The sequence below is a fragment of the Paenisporosarcina sp. TG-14 genome (assembly GCF_000297555.1).
Classification (GTDB): domain Bacteria; phylum Bacillota; class Bacilli; order Bacillales_A; family Planococcaceae; genus Paenisporosarcina; species Paenisporosarcina antarctica.
This window is the reverse complement of the sequence record NZ_AMGD01000047.1, coordinates 1-23,494: the sequence shown is the minus strand read 5'-3', so window position 1 is coordinate 23,494 and position 23,494 is coordinate 1. Positions and strand designations below refer to the sequence as shown.

Annotated in this window: 23 protein-coding genes; 10 read left to right on the top strand and 13 right to left on the bottom strand. The window is 37.0% G+C overall.

The window, feature by feature from the left end; genetic code table 11:
• Positions 1–44: 44 nt before the first annotated feature.
• The 3 genes from C406_RS21280 to C406_RS0113765 all read right to left on the bottom strand — a co-directional run bounded on the left by C406_RS21280 (position 45) and on the right by C406_RS0113765 (position 2,817).
• The gene (locus C406_RS21280; RefSeq protein WP_272943009.1) at positions 45–173 is read right to left on the bottom strand and encodes a hypothetical protein; all 129 of its coding nucleotides are present in this window, start codon (positions 171–173) and stop codon (positions 45–47) included.
• A 514-nt stretch (positions 174–687) separates the two neighbouring features.
• On the bottom strand, positions 688–1,647 hold the full coding sequence (locus tag C406_RS0113770) for an L-lactate dehydrogenase (protein ID WP_017381228.1): 960 nt from the start codon (positions 1,645–1,647) through the stop codon (positions 688–690).
• Between the two features lie 627 nt (positions 1,648–2,274).
• The gene (locus C406_RS0113765) at positions 2,275–2,817 is read right to left on the bottom strand and encodes an MEDS domain-containing protein (protein WP_017381227.1); all 543 of its coding nucleotides are present in this window, start codon (positions 2,815–2,817) and stop codon (positions 2,275–2,277) included.
• Positions 2,818–3,034: 217 nt separating this feature from the next.
• Here C406_RS0113765 and pgeF point away from each other — a divergent pair, with 217 nt between their 5' ends.
• Positions 3,035–3,799, top strand: a complete 765-nt coding sequence (pgeF, locus tag C406_RS0113760) for a peptidoglycan editing factor PgeF (protein ID WP_017381226.1) — start codon at positions 3,035–3,037, stop codon at positions 3,797–3,799.
• A 120-nt stretch (positions 3,800–3,919) separates the two neighbouring features.
• On the opposite strand, the gene C406_RS0113755 is transcribed toward pgeF, so the two are convergent.
• A complete protein-coding gene (locus C406_RS0113755) occupies positions 3,920–4,528 on the bottom strand; it encodes a CAP domain-containing protein (RefSeq protein WP_017381225.1) in 609 nt (202 codons plus the stop codon).
• A gap of 424 nt (positions 4,529–4,952) precedes the next feature.
• Here C406_RS0113755 and C406_RS19635 point away from each other — a divergent pair, with 424 nt between their 5' ends.
• A complete protein-coding gene (locus tag C406_RS19635) occupies positions 4,953–6,023 on the top strand; it encodes a D-alanyl-D-alanine carboxypeptidase family protein (RefSeq protein WP_017381224.1) in 1,071 nt (356 codons plus the stop codon).
• Positions 6,024–6,329: 306 nt separating this feature from the next.
• A complete protein-coding gene (locus C406_RS0113745; protein WP_017381223.1) occupies positions 6,330–7,217 on the top strand; it encodes a fructose bisphosphate aldolase in 888 nt (295 codons plus the stop codon).
• A gap of 100 nt (positions 7,218–7,317) precedes the next feature.
• Here C406_RS0113745 and C406_RS20800 read toward each other — a convergent pair whose 3' ends face one another.
• The 3 genes from C406_RS20800 to C406_RS0113725 all read right to left on the bottom strand — a co-directional run bounded on the left by C406_RS20800 (position 7,318) and on the right by C406_RS0113725 (position 10,080).
• Positions 7,318–7,455, bottom strand: coding sequence for a hypothetical protein (locus tag C406_RS20800; RefSeq protein WP_017381222.1), 138 nt, complete (start codon positions 7,453–7,455; stop codon positions 7,318–7,320).
• 91 nt (positions 7,456–7,546) lie between these two features.
• Positions 7,547–8,758: an aminotransferase-like domain-containing protein gene (locus C406_RS0113735; protein ID WP_017381221.1), complete on the bottom strand. Its 1,212-nt coding sequence runs from the start codon at positions 8,756–8,758 to the stop codon at positions 7,547–7,549.
• A gap of 458 nt (positions 8,759–9,216) precedes the next feature.
• Positions 9,217–10,080 (bottom strand): HAD family hydrolase, encoded by an 864-nt coding sequence (locus C406_RS0113725; protein ID WP_017381219.1) that lies wholly within the window; start codon positions 10,078–10,080, stop codon positions 9,217–9,219.
• A gap of 68 nt (positions 10,081–10,148) precedes the next feature.
• Here C406_RS0113725 and C406_RS20795 point away from each other — a divergent pair, with 68 nt between their 5' ends.
• The 3 genes from C406_RS20795 (at position 10,149) to ptsG (ending at position 13,538) form a co-directional block, all read left to right on the top strand.
• Positions 10,149–10,319 carry a hypothetical protein gene (locus C406_RS20795; RefSeq protein ID WP_192812615.1) on the top strand — a complete coding sequence of 57 codons (171 nt, stop codon included), beginning with the start codon at positions 10,149–10,151 and terminating at the stop codon, positions 10,317–10,319.
• A 125-nt stretch (positions 10,320–10,444) separates the two neighbouring features.
• The gene (gene glcT / locus C406_RS0113720; RefSeq protein ID WP_026045711.1) at positions 10,445–11,287 is read left to right on the top strand and encodes a glucose PTS transporter transcription antiterminator GlcT; all 843 of its coding nucleotides are present in this window, start codon (positions 10,445–10,447) and stop codon (positions 11,285–11,287) included.
• A gap of 205 nt (positions 11,288–11,492) precedes the next feature.
• Complete coding sequence (ptsG, locus tag C406_RS0113715) at positions 11,493–13,538, top strand: glucose-specific PTS transporter subunit IIBC (protein WP_017381217.1); 2,046 nt, start codon at positions 11,493–11,495, stop codon at positions 13,536–13,538.
• 185 nt (positions 13,539–13,723) lie between these two features.
• Here the strand turns inward: ptsG and C406_RS0113710 are convergent, their stop codons facing one another.
• The 3 genes from C406_RS0113710 to rlmD all read right to left on the bottom strand — a co-directional run bounded on the left by C406_RS0113710 (position 13,724) and on the right by rlmD (position 16,996).
• The gene (locus tag C406_RS0113710; RefSeq protein ID WP_192812614.1) at positions 13,724–13,978 is read right to left on the bottom strand and encodes a hypothetical protein; all 255 of its coding nucleotides are present in this window, start codon (positions 13,976–13,978) and stop codon (positions 13,724–13,726) included.
• 422 nt (positions 13,979–14,400) lie between these two features.
• The gene (locus C406_RS0113705) at positions 14,401–15,276 is read right to left on the bottom strand and encodes a gamma-glutamylcyclotransferase (RefSeq protein WP_017381215.1); all 876 of its coding nucleotides are present in this window, start codon (positions 15,274–15,276) and stop codon (positions 14,401–14,403) included.
• A 352-nt stretch (positions 15,277–15,628) separates the two neighbouring features.
• A complete protein-coding gene (gene rlmD / locus C406_RS0113700) occupies positions 15,629–16,996 on the bottom strand; it encodes a 23S rRNA (uracil(1939)-C(5))-methyltransferase RlmD (RefSeq protein WP_017381214.1) in 1,368 nt (455 codons plus the stop codon).
• Positions 16,997–17,288: 292 nt separating this feature from the next.
• Here rlmD and C406_RS0113695 point away from each other — a divergent pair, with 292 nt between their 5' ends.
• A complete protein-coding gene (locus C406_RS0113695; protein WP_017381213.1) occupies positions 17,289–17,696 on the top strand; it encodes a VOC family protein in 408 nt (135 codons plus the stop codon).
• Positions 17,697–17,756: 60 nt separating this feature from the next.
• Entirely contained in the window at positions 17,757–17,966 is a 210-nt protein-coding gene (locus C406_RS19630) for a hypothetical protein (protein ID WP_017381212.1), read from the top strand.
• A gap of 409 nt (positions 17,967–18,375) precedes the next feature.
• On the opposite strand, the gene C406_RS0113685 is transcribed toward C406_RS19630, so the two are convergent.
• The 3 genes from C406_RS0113685 to C406_RS0113675 form a co-directional block, all read right to left on the bottom strand.
• A complete protein-coding gene (locus C406_RS0113685; protein WP_017381211.1) occupies positions 18,376–18,690 on the bottom strand; it encodes a hypothetical protein in 315 nt (104 codons plus the stop codon).
• A gap of 541 nt (positions 18,691–19,231) precedes the next feature.
• The gene (locus C406_RS0113680) at positions 19,232–19,612 is read right to left on the bottom strand and encodes a glyoxalase superfamily protein (protein WP_017381210.1); all 381 of its coding nucleotides are present in this window, start codon (positions 19,610–19,612) and stop codon (positions 19,232–19,234) included.
• A 445-nt stretch (positions 19,613–20,057) separates the two neighbouring features.
• The gene (locus tag C406_RS0113675) at positions 20,058–20,669 is read right to left on the bottom strand and encodes a TetR/AcrR family transcriptional regulator (protein WP_017381209.1); all 612 of its coding nucleotides are present in this window, start codon (positions 20,667–20,669) and stop codon (positions 20,058–20,060) included.
• Between the two features lie 175 nt (positions 20,670–20,844).
• On the opposite strand from C406_RS0113675, the gene C406_RS0113670 reads away from it, so the two are divergent.
• Positions 20,845–22,032 (top strand): YhgE/Pip domain-containing protein, encoded by a 1,188-nt coding sequence (locus C406_RS0113670; RefSeq protein WP_017381208.1) that lies wholly within the window; start codon positions 20,845–20,847, stop codon positions 22,030–22,032.
• A 23-nt stretch (positions 22,033–22,055) separates the two neighbouring features.
• Positions 22,056–23,045 carry a 4Fe-4S dicluster domain-containing protein gene (locus tag C406_RS0113665; protein WP_017381207.1) on the top strand — a complete coding sequence of 330 codons (990 nt, stop codon included), beginning with the start codon at positions 22,056–22,058 and terminating at the stop codon, positions 23,043–23,045.
• Positions 23,046–23,494 lie beyond the last annotated feature (449 nt).

Below are 23,494 nucleotides of genomic sequence, written 5' to 3'. Positions count from 1 at the left end.
TTATTGTGTGGGCGATTATTTATCTAGTTCGAATGCCTGTTATTTTATCGGTAAATCATCGGAATATATGTACCAATTCCCTCTTTAAGCCAGTAAACTTTCCCTCCAATTAACGCCGTTTCTGTTGGAAGTTTCCCTCTCTTAAGTAGCATGTGATTTTTTGGGGCATCCATGTTATAACCATATTCATACATCAAATCCCAGATCCAAATGACTTAATAAATCATTTGGATTCTTAATGATCAATTGTTTAAGTGAATTCACAAGGTAGGTATCGTTGTAAAAATAGGTGTGCAACCGATCTTTTGCAAATTCAATCCAGTCGGAATCCACTTCTTTTGGTAACTGATTTTAATCAAATGATTCTTCGTGTTTAAAGAATCGAGAAAGTCATACTAGCTCTTGTTCATTTTTATTTAATGATTTCAAGTCATGTTGTGCTACCTTTAATTCTAAGTAAAATCCAAGATTCGGGCATTTCGCAAGATGGTAGCACTCTGCAATTGAACTTCCTCCTCTTGTTGATGTTCAACGAATATCCTTTTTCCTTTTTAAATTGACTACAATATATCCCAAGTAAATTGTCTGTTCTATTTTCGTCATGAAAAATGCACTCCTACTTACACCAAAGCCTGTGATTATTGCGTAGATTCATCCAAGAACAAGGAATACTGTTTTTTAAGTTTATTACTTTACTTCTTCAAAGTAAGGCGCTAAAACGGCTTTTAAGACTTCTGCGCTGTGTTGGAATTTTTGTTGTTCTTCTTCATTGAGTTCTAATTCGACAATTTCTCGGATCCCACTCCGATTTATGATTGCTGGAACACCCATGTATACATTTTTTTCACCATACTGGCCATCCAGATGAGCAGATACAGTTAACACGCCATTTTCATTATTTAAAATGGCTTTTGTAATTCGCGCAAGTCCCATGGCGATGCCGTAGTAAGTAGCACCTTTTCCTTCGATGATTTTGTAAGCTGCATCCCGTACATTAATGAAAATCTCATCTAAGTCTTCTTTTTTATACTGTTCTTGGCGTTCAATCATTTTCAAAATGGGAATACCACCTACGTCTGCAGAACTATAAACAGGTAGCTCACTGTCACCGTGTTCTCCGATGATATACGCATGAACATTTTTGGGTGCGATTTTAAAATAATCACCTATTAAGTATCGGAAACGGGCTGTATCAAGAATGGTACCAGACCCTATGACACGTCCTTTGGGTAACCCACTATAATGCCATGTAGCATACGTTAAGATGTCAACGGGATTGGTTGCGACAAGAAAGATGCCATCAAATCCGCTAGCCATGACATTCTCGACAATTGTTTTAAAAATATTTAGATTTTTATCCACAAGGTCAAGGCGTGTTTCTCCTGGTTTTTGGTTCGCTCCTGCACAAATAACAACTAAATCTACATCTGCACAATCTTTATACTCTCCAAAGAGAATATTTGTTGAATTTGGGGTGAATACTTTCCCATGATTTAGATCCATCACTTCACCGATTGCTTTTTCTTTATTTACATCAATCATAATCAACTCATCTACAATTCCTTGGTTCATAAGAGCAAAGGCGTAGCTTGATCCTACATATCCTGTTCCAATTACTGCGACACTACTTATTTTTTCTTTTTTCATAAGTTGATCTTCCTTTCATATCAATACTGTTGTGAAAAGGAAATATTTTTTTAAAAGATTCATCTTTAATCTTTAATCATCTAAACTTTTAAATAGATTATCATATCTGTAACCAAAGTAATAATAACAAATAAAATATAACTCATTGCCCCCCTAGTAATGGCAACCACATTTCCTTTTTCCTGCCTTGTTCCCTTCCGTTTGACATAATTCCATGTATCTTGCAATATAATGGTGATGAATTTCATATTTAATAAGGGTTATCAAAGTATAGGTATGGAGGAGATATAAATAACTCGTACAAAGGAACAAAAAACGGTTGCTGTTATAAAGAAGGGAATAGGTTTTGGAACTTGTCTTTCCATGGTCATCTCTTACACAGCTTATCAGTCCATAGGTTGGGCTATTTTACATGGCTTTTTAGGTTGGCTTTATGTTATTTATTATATGATTATATATTCACCTGAATTATTTTGAAAAATAGAATGACAGACTTTAACTTAATAAACTGATTAGTTTTGAATCACTTTTTCGTAAATCAATAACGTTTTTTAAAATTGAAAGACTTACACCTAGATCCTAAATTATTAATGCAATCTCGAAAAAAAACATGCTTAGGAGAATTTCCTAAGCATGTTTTTTCACTACATTTGATGGCTGGTATTGTTCCGAAACGATGAAATCATCTTCCATTAAAACATAAGGATGTGTTTCCATCAAAATTGTTTTGAGGTAGTCCGGCATTTTCTTTCTGTCGTACGCACAAATTAATGGAAACGACAGTAGATTTACAGCTTCGTCTACTATTTTTTCTAAATCTTCTATGAGATGCAGTGGCTTTTCCATATAAGGCTGAATTGTTTTACTAAAGTAATCAGCAATTGAAGGAGGATGATAACTACCACTTGACCAATAGAAATCGAGGCTGTTTACATGGTGAATGAACTCCATTTGCTCTTTCGTTAACCGTGTGCTCAGTTCTTTGTGAATCATAGGGTAAAGACGAGCATTCTCAATAAGAATCACGTAGTCTCCTGCTGCAATGCCATCTTGGATATAACTCAAAACCTGCATAATGTAATTTTCAATTCCATTATACTTATACAGAACATGAATATGAACATGATCATTCTTTTGGTCCTCAAACATCTGATTCATTTTGCTTTTCATTCAATCACTCCTTCTCAGCGTATTTACTCGATTATACTAGAATTGTGTAAGTAGAACCAATATTTTGAAAATAAATTAACTAAGAAACTAAACTCATTAATTAAAAGACTCTCCAATTGGATTGCCATAAATAACTCCGACTCACTCTAGAAAAAACACTTTTAAACTGTCCTATACATCAGCATCACACTACTATATATTAAAGCAAGGTGATGATATGAAAGCAAACATATTCGTAAACAACGAGAACTTTATAGCTGGAATGACCATTAAAGATAAAGCTGAACATGAAAACAACAACATGGCTCTTCATGCCTGCGAAAACCCTGATCATATAGTGGAAAATCGCAAGAAATTAGCTGCTTACTTGCATTGCGAGCTGGATGATTTCGTTTGTGCCAATCAAACACATAGCACGAATTTCCATAGGGTAACGCTTGATGACAAAGGGCGAGGCGCTTTTCGAAAAGATACTGCCATTGAGGATACTGACGCACTGTATACGTTTGAGTCAAATCTGTTATTATGCAGTTTTGCTGCCGATTGTGTCCCGGTGATTTTTTACAATGAAGTAAATGGCCTCATTGGCGTAATTCATTCCGGTTGGCAAGGGACGGTCAAAGAAATCTCCCTAAAACTTTTTGAGCATTTAAAACAAGTTGAACAGTGTAATCCGAGTGATTTTCATGTCCAGATTGGTGCCTCTCTGAGTCAGGAAAAATTCGAAGTTGATGAAGATGTGTATATAAAATTCAAAGACCTTGGCTATGCGGATGATTTTATGTATTACAATGACCAAACTCGCAAATATCACATCGATAATCAACAAACCGTTAAAAAGCAATGTGAGTTAGCAGGCATCCCAACTGAAAAAATTACGGTTGATCAGACCTGCACGTATGTAAGCCCGGATGGTTTCTCTTATCGTCAAGACAAAAAAAGCGGAAGACATCTGAGTTTTATTATGAAAAAAGACGAATGAACAATTGGTCGATTTGATCAGCTAAATATATTCAAAAAAGCACATCAATTTTATAAATTGATGTGCTTTCATAATTTATCGAATAAAAACTTTTCCTGCTGGTATTCTACTAAAACACAATTATTTTTGAATAAACATTTGTGTCCAGTAATTGCCCTCCTTCACATATCCTTCTCCAATATGAGTAAAGTTTTTGCTAAGGATATTCGCTCTATGACCTTCGCTGTTCATCCATGCTTGCACTACCTCAGCTGCAGAATTTTGACCTTGTGCAATGTTTTCTCCGGCTGATTTATAAGTAATGCCAAAGTTTTTCATCATTGTAAACGGTGAACCGTATGTTGGACTTGTATGGCTGAAATAACTTTTGTCATGCATATCTTGAGACTTAAACTCTGCCACTCTTGCAAGCTCCCAATCATTCTTCAAAGCTGGAAGTCCAGCATTTGCTCTTTCAACATTTACAAGTCTAGTCACTTCTTGCTCTACACTAGCTTGTTCTTTTGTAGGAACATTAATCGTTTCTCCAGGGTAGATAAGATTTGAATTATCGAGCTGTGTATTTGAGTCTATTAATTCCTGAACACCAGTTTGTGTTTTCACAGCAATTTTCCAAAGAGAATCTCCTGAAACTACTGTATATGAACTATTCGCCATAGCGCTGATTGGAAATAAAAAAGATACAGATATAACTGAAGCAATAGTAACTTTACCTAATTTTTTTAACATCTAATCAATCCCTCCTGTTGTATATAATCATAGTAAATAGTTTCGTTGAGTAATTCACTACTTAATATATGGATGAATTTTCACAATTTCATGACGCTTGAAATAAATAACTTTAAACTACTAGAGATACAACGGTTCTTTATAAAAAGTACCGTAACAAGTTTGAAACATAACTGTAATAGGAAATAATTACTATGAGAAAATTGAGCTTTATGCGGTCTTTTTCACTTAATTTGTTGACCAATACCCCTTCCAAACGAAAGAAACATACAAGAAAAGACATCAACTTTCACTCACAAATGGTGCAAGATGATGTCTTTGTTAGGTTTAAGTCAGAATTTATTCTTCTTAACGCAATACAGTATTCCCCATTTTTCCTTCATATGGTAAAATAACAGAATAAAAAACAGAGGTGATAGTTTAAGTGGATTTTAAAAAATTAGCTATTAGAATTGGAATTTCAACTGCAGTAATGACACTGGGACTTACTTTACTACCGGCGACAGATTCCTTCACACCTACGTATGTCGGATCAATCCAAGTTGAAGCGGCGACCGTCAAATATTCAACAACAGTCAATTTAAATATACGTTCAGGAGCTTCTACGAAACACAAAATCTTGACTACCATTCCTAAAGGAAAACAAGTGACCTATGTTTCGAAGAGTGGTTCTTGGTCTAAAGTGAAGTATGATTCTAGAACAGGGTATGTTAGCACGAAATATCTAAAAAAAGTAGCAACGGCTACAGTCAACTATGTAACGACGGATAATCTGAATATGCGTTCAGGAGCTTCTACGAAATACAAAGTTCTTGTCACGATCCCAAGAGGGAAATCCGTCTCGTATGTATCCAAGAGCGGTTCTTGGTACAAAGTGAAATACGGCTCAAAAACAGGATTTGTTAATTCGTCTTATCTGAAAAAAGCAGGCCCAAACCCAACCGTTTATCTAGCACCCTCAACTAAAACACCTGGGAAGTATGTAAGCGGGGTATTATTTGTAAACAAGAAATACAGTCTGCCATCTACCTACAACCCTGGAATTAGCTTACCTGCACAAAAAGGTGTGAACGATATGGTTGCTGATGCGAAAAAAGCAGGAGTGATACTGAAAACAATTAGCACTTTTCGTACGTATTCGTATCAAAATACCTTATATAATAACTACGTGAAAAAACACGGTAAAGCCAAAGCAGACCGATTTAGTGCACGACCAGGGTATTCAGAACACCAAACAGGATTAGCTTTCGACTTCGGTGGAGCAAATCAAAGCCATTGGTTGAAAGAGTCATTTGCTGGTACGAAAGAAGGTCAATGGTTGAGTGCCAATGTACACAAATATGGATTTGTTCTTCGTTATCCAAAGGGCAAAGAAAACATCACTGGCTATATGTATGAACCCTGGCACTTCCGTTACATCGGAAGCGCTATGGCCACAAAAGTGAAATCAAGTGGAAAAACGCTTGAAGAATACTTTAACGTAGCTGGAAAATAAAATTGAGAGTCTCTTTTTAGGCTCTTTTTTATATTCAACATTAAATCGTTGTAGATTTGTTTTTCCCCTTACTATTAATCAAACCTGCACTTGTTTAAGTCCTGATGGTTTTTCTTACCGTCAGGACAAGCAAAGCGTTAGACTTTGAGATACATAAACTATCATCTTTATCTATAGATTTCATAGTTTCTTTTTGTAGTTTCAACCTCGAATTGATACACTATTCAGTGAAAGACTTTCTTTTAGTTTACAATTTTTTGTATTAGCTTTTAATTTCCATAAAATTCTCTCTAAGGAGCTGGAATCATGCGAAAAGAACAAGTGGATTTTATCAAAAACGGAAAAGGTTTTATTGCTGCACTCGACCAAAGTGGAGGCAGTACGCCAAAAGCGTTAAAACTTTATGGAGTCTCTGAAGATGCTTATTCCACTGAAGAGGAAATGTTCGGTCTCATCCATGAAATGAGAACGCGCGTTATTAACGCACCTGCTTTCAGTTCGGATTCTATCCTCGGTGCGATTCTATTCGAACAAACGATGGACCGTAAAGTCGAAGACCACTATACAGCAGATTATTTATGGGAAAAGAAAGGTGTTGTTCCCTTCTTAAAAATCGATAAAGGTTTGGCAGAAGAAGTTGACGGCGTTCAAATGATGAAGCTTATTTCCAACTTAGATGAGACTTTACAACGAGCTAATGAAAGAAATATTTTCGGGACTAAAATGCGTTCTGTTATTAAAGTTGCAAATCCTGAAGGGATCAAAAAAGTGGTTGCCCAGCAATTTGAGATTGGCAAGCAGATTCTAGCAGCTGGGTTGATGCCGATCATTGAACCTGAGGTGGATATCCACAGTAAGGACAAAGAAAAGTCTGAAGAACTTTTAAAAGAAGAGATTATAAATCAATTGAATGCTTTAAGCGAAAACCAAAACGTCATGTTGAAGTTGACCATTCCAACAGTCGACAACTTCTATAAAGAATTAATCGATCACCCACGAGTACTAAGAGTGGTTGCCCTTTCTGGTGGTTACGCACGTGAAGAAGCAAATAAAAAATTAGCAGCCAACCAAGGTTTGATTGCAAGCTTTTCAAGAGCTTTATCTGAAGGGTTATATGCAGATCAGTCAGAAGAAGAATTCAATACACGCCTGAAAGATTCGATTAATGGAATCTATGAGGCTTCTATAACGTAATTTATTTTACTAAATCAAATAAGAACGCATAAGGAAGATTTTCCACTCTCTCCCTTGTGCGTTCTTTTAAATTCATGTCATTTTTCAAAAGAAGAAGTAATTAATTCATAAACAAATAAATCACATACAGCGGCACCAAAATAATCGCCATGTACTTCAGCAGGTAAACCGAACTCGTCATCAGGCATTTCGCTTTTGAAATCATCGCTTCTTTTAAATCATTTAACATCGCGGGCATTGATTTTACCTCCTTAGGGACGTGTGGATTCGCTTTCTTCATAATTTGTCGTTCCTCTGTATCGTTTTATTCTATATCCAAATCATATCCATTAGCTCTCTTGTCCAGTCTTCTCCAGCACATTCACGGCAACCACTTCCGCCAACTTCTGAATTCCCTTTACAATCGCTTCCGCATCCGCGTAACTGAAAGACAGCCTTAGATATTCGCAGCGTTCTTGATCCAGGAAGAAGTATTTGCCGGGCACATAAGACACGCCAGCGTCCAAAGCCTGAGGCAGCATTTCTGCCGTATCCACTCCTGGAATTTTGACCCAGACGAAATAACCACCTTCTGGAACATACCATGTAACGGACGGTGGCATGAACTGTTCCAGCGCTTGGATCATCGCCGTACTTTTCGCCTGGTAAGCGTCTGTCAGCAATTTCAGGTGGTCGTCAAAATCGATGCTTTCGAGAAACGAAGCCATTGTCGACTGCGCGAATGGATGGTTTAAATCCTTCTTAAACCAGCTCAAGACCTTTATCAATTTCTCGGGTCCTGCCACCCAACCGATCCGCATACCCGGCGCCACCACTTTCGACATAGAGCCGATATGGAGCACCCGGTTGTTGTCGTCCATCGCTTTCAAAAGACGCGGTCTTTGCGTGAAGCCCAATTCGCCGTATGCATCATCTTCCAAGATGAGGAAATCGAATTCTTCGGCAAGCTCGAGCAATCGCTTTCGGCGTTCCGCTGTCAATGTTGTACCCGTTGGATTTTGCGAAGTCGGAATTGTATAAAGAATCCTTGGCAGTTTCAGCCCTTCCCGTTTGCAGTTCTCCAACATTTCCGCAAAACGCTCCGTATCAAGCCCTTGTTCATCAACCGGCACAGCCATAAAATGCTCCGTGTAATTCTGGAACACCTCGAGCGCTTCCATATACGTGGGCGACTCGAGCGCCACAACCGCTTGATCGTCCAATAAAATCCGAGAAATCAAATCAATTCCCTGGCAGGCTCCCGAGGTTACTAACAGCCCCTCTTTCGCGACTTCCACACCGCGTTCAGCTAGCCTTTTTTGAATAAACTCCTTCAGCTGAAGGATTCGCGGGCTGCCCATATACTGCAGCGGTAAATCCTGTTCCTCCTCTAGCAAGCGCACCGCAGCCGTCTTCAATCCCACGGCAGGCACAAGCAAAGGTTGTGGATAACCTGAACTGAGGCGGATGCATCCTTCCGGGAGCGTCAACAGCCACTGTCCCGGTGGATCGTTTTTGAAAGCCAAGCTACTATTTTTTGAAAATGGAAAGTCTTGTTTCATGAAAACCGTGCCCCTTTTTTGATTCTGTAAGCTCTTCTGTCCATTCTACAGATTGTTTAGAGATTTGAATATCATCAGTCTGCGTGCGTAGTGAAATCGTGCGGAAATTTAGCAGTGCATAATACAACTTAATTAGTTCCTGTTAAACCTGTATTCATCTATTATTCCGAGTTTTTACTACTGGTTTTCCGTACAGATATCACGATAGCGAACAAAAGCACATCAACTTTAATCATTGATGTGCTTTTAAAATATTGATATTTTCTCAAACTGTGAAAACTTACTTACGATATGGACTTCGACTCATTTTTCAAGTGAAGTTATTTCTTATCTTTTACGAATCAATGAGTTAAAAATACTGTAGTAATGGGTAGGTTCATTTATTAATCCCTCAAGTAATAAATATAGAGCAAATTAAAAATGAAACTACCCTTCGATACAAACTGAAGATATGACTACTAAATTTTTAAAGCCAGCACATTTGATTTCAAGTAATGATAGACTCCATCTTCCTCACACGTAAATTCCGTTATGTCATCAACTACTTCTTTAATGTGATCAGCTGCATTTTTCATCGCTACAGAATGACTGACAAATTGGAACATCTTCAAATCGTTGTCACTGTCGCCAATGGCCAAAGTTTCACAGCCCACTAAATCAAAGCGCTCCAGCATCTGTTTGATTCCTGTTGCTTTGCTGACGTTTGCGACCATGACTTCTGCATTGTGAGGAGAAGAGGGAGTCATCGTGAATTCAATCTCTTTTTGTAACTGCTTAAGTTCCATTTTCCAACTATTAATTTCCTCTTTCGTTCTCGCGAAAAAATAAAACTTCGAAAACTGAGTTCCTGTTATCTCTTCTGTCCATGAAATTTCTTCTTTAATTGCTTTTTGGCGTGAACTCCACTCATTGATTTCAACAGTTTCGGGCTTTGGCTCTCTAATTTCACCTATCACATATTCTTTATCTTGCTGTAACACCATTCGAGATTCGCCGTATGGGAAAAGCTCATAATAAACCTTACTTTTCCTCGCTTTCTCTATGATAGTTTCCACCAATTCAAGTGGTAGTGAATGTTCAAATACTACTTCTTCTCCAATATATCCGGCCATACCGTTGGCTGTGATGATCCCGTCTACCTTAAAGCCCTCAGGTAACATTTCTTGTAATTCCGAAGCCGATCTCCCTGTAGCAATAAAAACGAAAATCCCCTCGCTTCGCAGGTCGTCTATGATTTCTTTCGTGTGAATGCTCACTTCGTTATGATGGTTCAAGATGGTCCCGTCCATGTCTAAGAATACTGCCTTAGGTTTTAATACCAATACGTTTCCCCCTAATTATATGAATAGAATTTATTTAGCTAGTATACGCTTTGCTATTTCTAAACTCAATGAATGCACAAAAACATAACAAAACTTACAATTTGATTTATGTTGTAAAAAGAGAAGCACTCGCAAGAAATAATGATGAAATTGAATACGCTGCTCTTTGTAAGTATTCCTATATAATAGAACCTAAAGCAGGAGGGTTCCATTTCCTATCAACTTCCCTATATGATTAAAGACCATTTTTGAATATAATAAAGTACAAAGAAGTGTACTTAACCTATCGCGTAGAATCAAATTTGTCTGTATGTGCAAGTCAATCTGGCTGGAAAAAGAGACCAGGTGGCGGATGGAGGCTGAAATGGAACAGATATTAACTATTGAGAAAATACTAAATAATAATGTGGTAATTGCCCATCATGATATATATAAAGAAGTAGTTCTGATTGGAAAAGGTCTAGGTTTCGAAAGAAAAAAAGGGGATAAGATCTCTTTTGATAAAGCGGATAAAACCTTTTTACTGAAGAATGAGACGGAAAAAGAGCAATACGTCAACCTCCTTCCCCATATTGAAGAAAACTTGATTGTCTTTATCCATGAACTGCTTCTTTTTGTCGAAGAACAGATGGGTACAGAGCTGAACGAGCATATTCATGTGGCATTGACGGACCATCTTGCTTTTGCAATCAGTCGAGCAAAAAAAGACATGCAATTCTCCAATCCATTTCTATATGAGATCGAGGCTTTGTATCCAAAAGAATACCAAGTTGCAAAAGGCGTCGTCAAAAAGGTGGAAAAACGCATGGATGTGGCGTTTCCTGAAGGAGAGATTGGCTTTATCGCCCTTCATATACATAGTGCGGTTACGGATAAATCATTGGGTGATATTAACCGGGATCACGTTCTCATTTCAAAACTTATTGACATTATCGAAGAAAACCTCGTCATCCATGTAGGAAAAGACAATATCAATTATCATCGGCTAATCCAGCATCTGCACAGGGCAATTGACCGTGCTCACCAAGGTGAATCCATTGGAGAGGAAAAAAAGCTGGAAGAAGTGTTGAAAAAAGAATATCCTGTATGCTATACTCTTGCTTGGAAGCTAGTAAAAGTAATGCAAAACCAATTGAATAAGCCGATAGATGAAGCTGAAGTACTATATTTGACGATTCATCTGCAACGCTTACTACATAACTCCTAAATCATTCATACGTGTTACTGATTCGATCAGGCATGAGTATGAAAAGATTAACAGGTTAATTTCGAGGATATTTTATACCCTTATATTAATCTTTATCTTTTCTACTCATGCCTTTTTTGTATTTATGCCATTACTTACTTCCGACTTGTCAAAAGCGTTTGATTTGGTTACATCTTTTATTTCAAAAAAAAAGGAGGAATTTCACATGTCTATTAATTTATTTGGTACCTTGCAAAAAGTCGGCAAGGCGTTGATGCTTCCGGTAGCTCTCTTACCTGCAGCAGGTATTCTTCTTGCATTTGGTACAAGCTTCGCTCAGGATACCTTTATTGACGCAGTGCCATTCATGGGCGCTGACTGGATTCAAAGTTTGCTGTTCATCATGGCTGAAGCCGGTGGAGTTGTCTTTGATAACTTGCCCTTGCTGTTTGCTGTCGGTGTAGCCATCGGTCTTGCTGGGGACGGTGTAGCCGGTCTCGCTGCCATTATCGGTTACTTAATTATGAATGTCACTATGAAAGCGTTTGGCGGTATTACAGCTGAAATGACTTCTGATCCGGCATATGCTTTAGTTTTAGGAACCCCTACACTGCAAACGGGTGTCTTCGGCGGTATTATCGTCGGTATATTAGCGGCTTTTCTGTACAATAAGTTTTTCAACATTCAATTGCCGCAGTTTCTTGGTTTTTTTGCAGGCAAACGTTTTGTCCCTATTGTTACCGCCTTCTCAGCGGTTTTTCTTGGTATTTTGATGTTTCTAGTTTGGCCATTCGCTCAAAATGGTTTGAATGCTTTGTCTCATTTCATGTTGGAAACAAACCGGACACTTGCTGCTTTTGTGTTTGGAACAGTTGAACGTTCTTTAATCCCATTTGGATTACACCATATTTTCTATTCACCATTTTGGTTTGAATTTGGATCTTATACAAATGCAGCAGGAGAAATTATCCGTGGCGACCAACGAATTTTCTTCGCGGAGCTAAGAGATGGTGTAGATTTTACTGCTGGTACATTTATGACGGGTAAATTCCCGTTTATGATGTTCGGTCTCCCTGCAGCAGCACTTGCCATTTATCACTGTGCCCGCCCTGAGAAAAAGAAACTTGTCGGTGGAATCATGGCATCAGGTGCACTTACTTCGTTCCTAACAGGAATCACAGAACCACTTGAATTTACTTTCTTGTTTGTTGCACCAGTATTGTTCGGTATCCATGCGGTTTTCGCAGGACTATCATTTATGACCATGCACTTGCTTGACGTTAAAATTGGCATGACCTTCTCCGGCGGTTTGATCGACTTTCTGCTCTTTGGCGTTATGCCAGGTCGAACAGAGTGGTGGTGGGTAATCGTTGTAGGACTTGTCTTCTCAGTCATTTACTACTTCGGTTTCCGTTTTGCTATCAAGAAGTTCAACTTGATGACACCCGGTCGTGAAGAAGATGATGCTGACGATCAGAATGGTAAGGAAGTCGGCGATCTTCCGTATGAGATTCTTGCGGCAATGGGCGGTAAAGAAAACATTACCGACCTTGATGCATGCATCACTCGTCTACGTGTCAGTGTAAAAGATAAAGGCAATGTAGATAAAAAAAGATTAAAAAACCTTGGCGCTTCTGGTGTTATGGAAGTCGGAAACAATATCCAAGCTATTTTCGGAACAGTTTCGGACAGTCTACGCGGGCAAATGCAAGATATTATGAATGGCAAAGCCCCACGTTCGAAAGAAGATGTACCGAAAACTGTTAAGCAAGTCAACGAAAATGAAGATGCTGCTATTAACATGGTTGCACTTGAGTTCAGTAGTCCTCTAACAGGAGAAATCTTACCAATAACCGACGTTCCTGACCAAGTGTTCTCGGGCAAAATGGTAGGCGACGGATTTGCAATTAAACCTACAGATGGTAAAGTCGTTTCACCTGTAAATGGTAAAGTAGTAACTGTTTTCCCAACCAAACATGCGATTGGCCTCGTAGCAGATAACGGCACAGAAATTCTTGTCCACATCGGGATTGATACCGTTAAGCTGAAAGGTCAAGGATTTACTTCAAGGGTTGAACAAGGTGACCTCGTTGAGCAAGGCCAGATTTTGATGGAGGTTGATTTGGATTATGTTGAAAAGAACGCTCCATCTATCATCACTCCAATCGTCTTTACGAATTTGGAAGCAGGACAAGTTGTGAAAATCAAGAAATCGGGCAATGTAAATGCAAATGATAAAGACATTGTTGAGATTACTGATGGAAACATGTAATTTCTAATTTAAAACCCACGGCAGCGAGATATTCGCTGCCGTGGGTTTTTATATTGTTATATGAACTTCTAGCAATAGGTAACAAAAAAGTCCTCAATTCTATATCAAATTCGAGGACTTGCTTTACCTTTTTACTTAGTTAGAGTGATTCTGGATCAGGTATTTGAAGAGAATGATCAAGGCTTCTATTTAACAGTAATAATGGCTTGATTTTTGCTGAGCATAGTCTTACGCATTTTTATTGGGTTACTCAAAGCAACTAAGAAGATAACCGTAAGTAAATTTATCCACCAATTTGAACCAAAATCAATTACCATACTAACAATAAATACTACAAGGACTCCAATTAAATTAATTGTACCTAAACATATATATAGAAAGTGATTAACACCATCATGTTCAAGCCTTGATTTCATAAAACTCATTCCTGTTTTTGCCATAATATAAAATGTAAACATCATGACTATAAATTGCGCAAAACTCCACATGCCATTGAATTCCTTTAAAGTTTGTGTATATTTAAAAATTTCAATTGAAGTTATTCCCAAAAATAATGATGTAAGAGTACCTAATGTTTGTAGAATAATTTTAGAATTCAGACCATCATCCCTTCATTTAGTATTTGTTAGTCTATCTGATATAACATACTCACCATTTATACTTATTAGTACTGTATTCATATTTAATTGAAAATAAATAAGCCCAAGAATTCAATATTGAATCTCGGGCTGACCTAGTAATTATTTGTAATATTTGTAAATGTTGTAATAAAGACCTATTGGAATCTTGTTTCACTAGGCTTTTATTCAACAGAGAGGATCTTTTTCAGTAAGGTTTTCTAAGAGATGAGCTCTCATGGTACTCATTGTTTATCCTCTTCTTTTTGAAGCAAGAGTTTCTGAGAATCTTTCTTCAATATTTTCATATACTCATCACTTAAAAAGCCTTGGCCTCCACGAATAATTTCTTCCATATAGTGAGCAGGTGGGGCTACCTCTGTCTCCTTCTCTACCACAATAAAAGTTAATACTTCTTTTACCATGTTATTAGCCATTTTCACTTGAACTACTGCAGGTCGATAACGAACTGCAGTAACTCCTTCCCTTCTAAATAAATACGTTAGGGCTTCAGACGAAATCTCATACACTTTCCCTTCTACAACACCACCATATTCAACAATATCTGCTCGGCCTCCATCGAAGGAACTTATTGTATAACGAAGTGAATAGCCGTCTAGGACACCAGTTCCAATCACCTGGTTAAAATAATGATTTACGTTTGCTTTTATAAAACGCGCAGCGTCCATACAACTTCCATATGCAAAATAGCCGAGAGTACTTTGTTTGGTCAGACGATAGACTTTCCAGTCGCCACTATCAATTCTAGTTTTAAACATCTCGATTTTTAGTGGATCCACAACATACACGTAAGCTTCGTGTACTCCTTGGTCTGTGGAAATGGTTTGAGTTATTCGATCGTAAAAATTGTTTTTTTCAATACCATTATAGCCTTCTAAAGCATCTAGTTTTTGTAACTGTTCATTAGTAATTTCGTATAGCACACCGTAAACTCTACCTTGAATATCCTGTTGTAACGCAGGATATTCAAAACCCGTATCAAACAATAATCCAGTTGTCCAAGCTTGCTCTGCCACACATGTGGCACCTTCTACTAAATGATGATTGCTTTCATTCCTTCTTAATGTTCCATACACAAATACTAATTGTTTGTTCTCCATACAATCTCTCCTTATCATTTATTAATCATAATATGAAATAGTTCAATCACCTGTAAGTGATTATTAATTTAGCAGGAAATTACAGTACCGCATTTAAACTTTCTTAACTCCAGATTCATATCTCGATATAATCAATAGCAGACCGAGAATTACTTTACTATTTCTTTATTAAGTAAATGTGAGCGATTAATCTCTCGTGTCTATGTAATGGTAATTTTATAGAGTAGTAAGTGCAACAGTTATGTTCGTTATTTACAGGTAAAAAGCCGACGAAAAAAAGCTCAAGCCATTTTCGGCTTGAACTTTGGATCTAGTTTCAATACTTTTCTTCATGACCTTAATCTTTACAACTTTACTTTCTTAACTCTAACCAAGCAACAGCTTCACAATGTGTAGTCTGTGGGAACATATCAACAGGCTGTACTTCTTGTGTCGCGTATCCGCCGTCTTCTAAAATTCGTAAGTCACGAGCAAGTGTTGCTGGGTTACATGATACATACACTACACGCTTCGGTTTTTGCTCTAAAATTGTTAGAAGTAATGCTTCGTCGCATCCTTTACGTGGAGGATCGACTACTAATACGTCGGCTGTAATGCCGTCTTTGTACCATTTCGGTATAACGACTTCTGCAAGTCCTTCTTCGAAATAAGTGTTTTTAAATTTGTTGATTTCTGCGTTTCTTTTCGCATCTTCAATGGCTTGTGGTACAACATCAACGCCCAATACTTGCTTCGCTTCTTTCGCCAAGAACAGAGAAATCGTTCCAATTCCACAATAGGCATCAATAACAGTTTCTGTACCTGTTAGTTGAGCATACTCTAGAGCTTGTTTGTATAACACTTCTGTTTGTTCAGGGTTAACTTGATAGAATGAACGAGCTGAAATTTCAAATCGCACATCGCCAATTGTATCTTCAATTGAATCTTTGCCGAACAAAGTGAACGTTTCTTCACCGAAAATAACATTTGTTTTTTCAGAGTTTATATTTTGAACGATTGATGTAACTTCTGGCAAGATTAATTTAATTGCTTCAATTGCTTCTTCTCTTTGTGGGAATTTCTTTTTCTTCGTCACGATCACGACCATGATTTCACTAGTTGCAAGTGCTTTACGAATGACGATGTGACGCAACATGCCTTGGTGAGTTTTTTCGTTATACGGAGTAATACCAATTCGACCTAGTTGTTTTTTCATTTCACGAAGTAGATCATCCGCTTGTTCAGATTGAATGATACATGTATCTGTGTCTACAATTTCATGTGAACGCGTTTTATAAAAGCCACCTACTACTTTGCCATCTTGTAAGGCAAATGGAATCTGTGATTTGTTACGGTAGCGCCATGGGTTGTCCATTCCTTTTACAGGATGAACCGTTACGTGTGGCAACCTAGCAATACGCTCTATTGCATTTTTCACCAATTGTTGTTTCCACTTCAGTTGACCTTCGTATGATAAATGTTGCACTTGGCATCCACCACATTCGTCAAACACATGACAAGGTGGTGCTACGCGGTGTTCTGATGGTTTAATAATTTCAATTAATTTCCCAAAGCCATACGATTTCGTTGTTTTTACTACGTGGATTTCTGCTGTTTCACCTGGCAGTGCACCTACAATAAATAACGGGTAGCCGTCTACTTTCGCGACTCCTGCTCCGTCATGAGTTAAATCTTCAACATGAACCGTGATGCGGTCGTTCTTTTGTACGGGTAAAGACATGTAATTTCCTCCATTTCAATTACTTTAATTGTATCACGAGACGATGAAATAAGGATATTCAGTTACTATTGAGAATTATTTGTTTTACGAGTACGTTTTATACAATTGCTGTACATGCATACTAAGAAGAAAGCATCTTTTGTAGTGACCATTTAAATTTCTGTTTCTATTAATTCGTTATGATAGTTTTAAAGCTATCACTGAAAAATCTTTCCTCTATATCACTTTTGGAATATTATGTTAACATATAATCAAGAATATTTTACTATGATAGAAGGAAGGAGCAATTAAATTGACACATACAAAACAAAAAATTCACCCATTTTTGATGTTTGATGGGACTGCTGAAGAGGCAATGAAATCGTATACTTCTTTATTTAACCAATCTGAAATTATTAACATTACTCATTATGGAGCGAATGAAGCTGGTAAAGAAGGAACCGTTTTACACGCTACATTTTCACTAAAAGGACAAGAGTTCATGGTTAGCGATAGCAATGTGAAGCATGATTTTACTTTTACTCCTTCCCTTTCCATGTTTGTCACATGTGATTCCGAAGAAGAAATTGATCGTGTTTACAATATACTTTCTCTAGATGGAGAAATTTTGATGCCGTTAGCAGCTTACCCATTTAGTGAAAAGTTCGGTTGGTTCAACGATAAATTTGGTGTTTCATGGCAACTAACTCTCCCACTTTAATTAACACTTCACACTATTTAGTTTGGTTGAAAGTACCTACTTTTTAAAGGGTGGTCTGAAATGGAAATAATCATAGCAAGTATCTTCACGATTATCATCACGATTTCTACTGTTTATTATTTAATTAAATTGTTCACTTTGGCCTACAAAAAAGAGGAGATTACTTATATTAAGTTAATGGTTTATGTAACATCTGTGATAACTGTAGGATTTATTGTGGCTTCAATCCTTCCCTTGATGTTTATAATAATAGTTGATGTCTTTTCTTAAGTTTTTTTCATTCATGATTCTAAAGAAGTTAATAAAGAGACAGGTCAACAACAGGAATAAAGAATTTCTTGCGTTGGCCTGTTTTAATGTGAATGTAACTTACTTACCAAAAAGTTACATTCACAATCAATATATAAATCCTTTGAATTTCATCATCTAGAAGAAATGAAACCTTACTGGAAAGAAATTGGTATAGTAACCACAGGTAATTGGAATGGGGAGTGAAGTTGAGATGGAAAAACTTGAAGTAACCAGTCAGAATTGGGGCGACATTATCTTTAAATTATATCTACAATGAAGAAGCCTTCTGCGGGGAAGGCTTTTGTTATGCTTTCTAATCAAACCCTTTTACGATGAATTACATTGACTGTAACTTAACTGCACTTTTGTTACATTCAAAATCGTGTTTCTAATGGTCCACTGAATTGACTTGGAGATAGAACACCATAAACAGACTGAACAATGCGATGAGGCACATCGTGATAAAAACCACTTTTCTCCATAGGTCGCTTGTAAAGTACAGATTCAGAAACAGAAAATAAAGCACGCTGCTGATCAAAATGAAGAATAAAAATCCTTTTATGTCCTCGATTTCATGGGTGAAAATAGAGACCACTAGTCCTAAAAAAAGAAAAACACCGTAAATATTTAACACGGTTCGGACGGTGACTTCTCTTGGTGTATTAGCTTCCGTTGTTGGCAATGCCTGCGAATGAGAGTCCATTTTTCCCCCTCCTCTTCTACTACGTTTACATAACTCTACGAAAAGAAGGATTCGATAGTTTCAAAAGCTGTTTCAATTTATCGTTATTTATTCAAACCTATATACAATTGTTCAACTGGCATGCATCTCATAACACCTCGATTGTGAAGTATTCAACTTACACCTAGGTAACAAAACATAGGAGTTAATGAACACTCTATATTTACAGTGTTTTGTGATGGTTGTAACTTTGACTGATAATTCGCACTTGTTTTAAGTGTTATTTTGCACATCCAACTTTAAAACCCAGCTACCTTCACAAGAGAAGATTAGCTGGGTTTCATAATAATTTCATCCAATCATTTATAGAATTATTCAATAAGAAAATGCTTTAGAAACAGTAGTTGAAAGTAATATCCTTCATTCACTAATTAAGGAATTAAATAATTTTATAGGAAGTTATACCTCAACTTGTATTGAAGGTGGCTGACAATTGCCATTTAAAAAGGAGTAGGTTACTACTTTTATTTTTTTGCCATTTAACATCAAATTGATACGATTCCTACAGTGGCTCACAGAAAATAATTAGGTTGCCAAATGGATCTTTGATGCGTATTTCCATAAATCCCCAAGGTGCTTTCTCCATGTGGGGACTAACTTTCCCCGAACATCTTTCGAGTAACTCTTTATAATAATCTTTCAACCGTGTCGTTTCGATGCGGACTGCTCCGCCCGGCTGACAATCGCCAGTGTGCTCCGACACATGGAGGATACATCCATCCCTGGAGAGCATCATATATAACGGCATTCCTTCATCAAACCGGTGCTCCCCGTCAATATTAAACCCGAGATAATCAACATAAAAAGCTTTTGCTTTCTGTTCGTCGAAACTCCGTACTATTGGAACCGCAGATTTCATAGAGACTTGTTTCCCACTGATCATCCATTCTCCTCCTCATTTAATGCATATATAATCTAAAATCTTGAATCCAAAATATTGTTACCAAGTTTTCATAAGGTCGTCCAATATCATTTCTTCTGTAATGGAACCACCCTAGTACATCTACTTATATGCTTGCCCCCATGGTGAGTTTGACTACTTGGCAGCTTCTTCTCTATACTCAACGTTCTTTATAAATTCCCCTACTGGGTTCTTGTGATTCTTCAAGTGAGTTCGGATTTGCACTTACGACATATTTTTCTAACAAGGTAAACAACTTCCCATCAATTTCTTTTCCTTCATCTTGAAACTCTTTTCGTAATTGGTTCAGTGCGTCTTTTTGCGCAGCAATGACTTTTTTTGTTAGTTGTTTTTCCTCAAAAAAAACTCACTTTAAATTAATAAACTATTCGTTCTTCATTTGATCTGATTTTTCCAAGAAATAATATTATTTCTTAAAACCACTTGCTTGAAACGGTCCCTCTACTGTGACAATCCCTATATACCGTGCAATCTCTTGTGGAGTTTCCTTTAACTCATTTTGTAGCCATTGTTGTATGACACCTAAGTGGGCTGAAACTATATAAGAGAGCAAATACTCTCTAGGTACTTTCATATCATCTTCATTTGCCTCTGCTTCCTTTAAAAATACCTTCCCGATGTTTGTCTTAATATATTCCTTTAGCTTAATCTGAAAGGTAACATTTCCATTTGGTCCAAGGACTGCTTTCATAAAAGCTGCATTGTCTTTAATGTACTCCAGTAGCTTTACTGAATGCGCAAGCGGTTTCTGATTTTCGCTGAATTTCCTTAAATCAACAACTTTAATATCCTTTGCAATATCTTCGATTTCATGGAAAAATTCGTTTTCACATTTCTCTAGCAAATCAAACTTATCCTGATAATGTAAATAAAAGGTGCCACGATTTATATCTGCATTTGATGTAATATCTCTTACTGTAATCGATTCAAACCCTTTTTCCTCTATTAATGCTGCTAGTGCCTCCCTAATCAATCTTTTAGTGCGAGCAATTCGACGGTCAACCTTTTGTTCTGACATTATACACACCCACTTTTGAAAATTTTTTTAGAGATTATGAACAGAAGACCTTTAAAGTGTTGATTTCACAACAATAACTCAATTACTGATTATTGAATTCACTAATATACAAATTATAATAGATACTGTGGTCAATAATCAACACCGTGTTCATTAAAAGGAGGGAGAGATTTTTATGAAATTCTTTAAACAAAAATTAGTAGTATTGTCACCTTTACTTGTACTTACAGTTGCTCTTATTTTTTCACTTACATTGGTCCCATCTATTAACCCTACTCTGAAGAATATGCCTATTGCAATCGTCAACGAAGATGAAGGCGTTGAAATTCCTAAGCAAGGGAAATTGAATATGGGTAATGTCCTTGTTGAAAAAGTTCAATCTATGTCCAAAGAAGACTCTAATGAAGAACCTATTATTAATTGGGTATCTGTATCAGATAGAGACACGCTTATGGAAGGTTTGAACAATAAAGAGTATTATGCAGCACTCATCATCCCTAACGATTTTAGTCAAAACCAAGCTTCACTTCAAACACCAAAACCTTCTTCACCTAACATTGAAATATTGATTAATGAGGGGATGAATGCAACAGTCGCAAGAATGGCTGGACAAATGCTCTCCGGAATTACTGAAAACTTCAGTCATAATCTGTCAATGCAATTACTTGCTGGATTTGAAAAGCAAGGTGAGAATATATCACCTAAGCAGGCTGCCCTGTTAGTAGATCCCCTTACTGTAACTGTGACAAATGTTAACGCAGTTGGAACACATAGTGCTAATGGGAACGCACCTGTTTTATTCATCCAACCACTTTGGATGAGTAGCATTGTTGGGGCAGCTATTGTCTTCTTTTCAATAAAGAAAATGAAAATTGTAAACAGAAGAGCAAGTATCTTATCAAAACTCACACAGATTTTTTCAGGAGCTCTTCTATCCTTTATCGTTGGATTTGGATTAACTGGAATTCTGGACAGTTGGTTGGGTTTCCATATTCCTATGTTTATAGACACAGCACTATTTGTGAGCTTATCTTATTTAACTTTCTTTTTACTAATATCTGCAGTGACTAATTGGCTCGGTTTTAAAGGTATTGGAGTATTTGCTTTACTGTTTTTCTTTGGAATACCACTTTTATCAATGCCGCCTGAATTTATGTCTGCCTTTTACCGAGACTGGATTCACTCTTGGTTACCAATGCGATTTAGTGTAGAAGGTCTTCGTAACTTATTGTATTTTGGAAAATTTTTAAGTTTTGATAGTCCAACACTAGCTCTATTTAATATTTCATGGATAAGTCTTTTAATCATATTCGTTTCGGCGTTTAAACCCAAACCAGAAAATGAGCAAGGCACGGTAAAGTGAACATGAATGAGGGGTGATTGGAAATGGCAGAATTATCACAGAGGAAAAAGGAAAGAAATTTAGATGATCTCATAGATTTTATGGAAAAGAAGCCTAATAATTTCGGTGAGCTTATTCAATCAGCCGCTGATTCTAAGCCGCGCAGGTCTTTTGCTCCATTAATTCCTAAGAATGAGACCTCGATTAAAAACTTTACGTTTTCACAAAAATTGAAAGTTGTGCCTAGAATGGCAAGAGTAATGAAAGGAATGTGGAAAGGTAAACGGTACTATAGTAAAAAAGTTGTATCGAAACAGACAGAAGCTCCAATGGAACTTTTTGAGGAAATAAAACAATTGGCTCAAAGATTAGGAGCAGTTGATGTAAAATTCGTAAAGGATTTACCTTCGAAGCAAGTATTTAAAGGAAAATCAATACCTCATCAAAACGCAGTCGTGTTCACCGTTGAGATGGACAATGAAAAAATCCAAACTGCCCCTAGCTTTGAATGCTTTGCTGAAGTAGCAAAGGGATACGGTGATTTGGCTGTAATTTCAAATGAAGTGTGTGAGTTTATTCGACAAAAAGGGTACTCTGCCTATCCAAGCACTGCAATGGGAGGACAAATGGATTATGTTGCAATTGGTGAATTAGCAGGTTTAGGAGCAATCGGATATCATGGACTTCTAATTACACCTGATGCCGGAGCTCGAGTACGAATAAGTACCATTTATACAAATATTGATACGTTTCCAGTCGAGACAGAGAATCCCCACCTATGGGTCCGAGAATTTTGCTCATACTGTAGAAAATGTGTTCGAAGCTGCCCAGTTCAAGCAATCAACAATGAACCACAAGTGAATGAAAATGGAGATATAACGTGTATCGATTATAAAACATGCATTAAATATTTCTTGGCAAATTATGGTTGTGCAAACTGCATCAAAGTATGCCCTTTTAGTACAGCAGGTTATCATAAAATACAAAAGGGGTATTTAAAGAAAAAGAGTGTAAATGAGAGAACTGACTATTAGGTACAACTAATTTAGAATGAATAGATGAGAAGAGGCATTCGGTAAGCTCGAAAGGGTTTTGGAGTGCCTCTTGCTATCAAACCCAACGAGTCCTACTCCTATAGTAAAATATTAAAATAATAACTCCTTAATCAACTATTAAGTACATTCATTTACAAAATATAAAAATTGAAAAGATTTATTTCACATTATTTAGTCTACTACGTAATACAAGAGTTACCCCATAATCAGTAGAATTGCAGTGGTAAATACTATGTCAGAGGTGGTACATTTCAATGGCTGTATTTATATTTATATACTTGGAATAAGTTCGGATATAAGTATTAATAGCAAAAGAAGCCTAAAAAAAAATTACTTTCTACCAGCCACTCAGCCAATCAGCTCAATAGAATTATCTGAAAAAGAAAAACCCTGCAGAGATCTCTCTGAACTGAACCCCGAATAGTGGA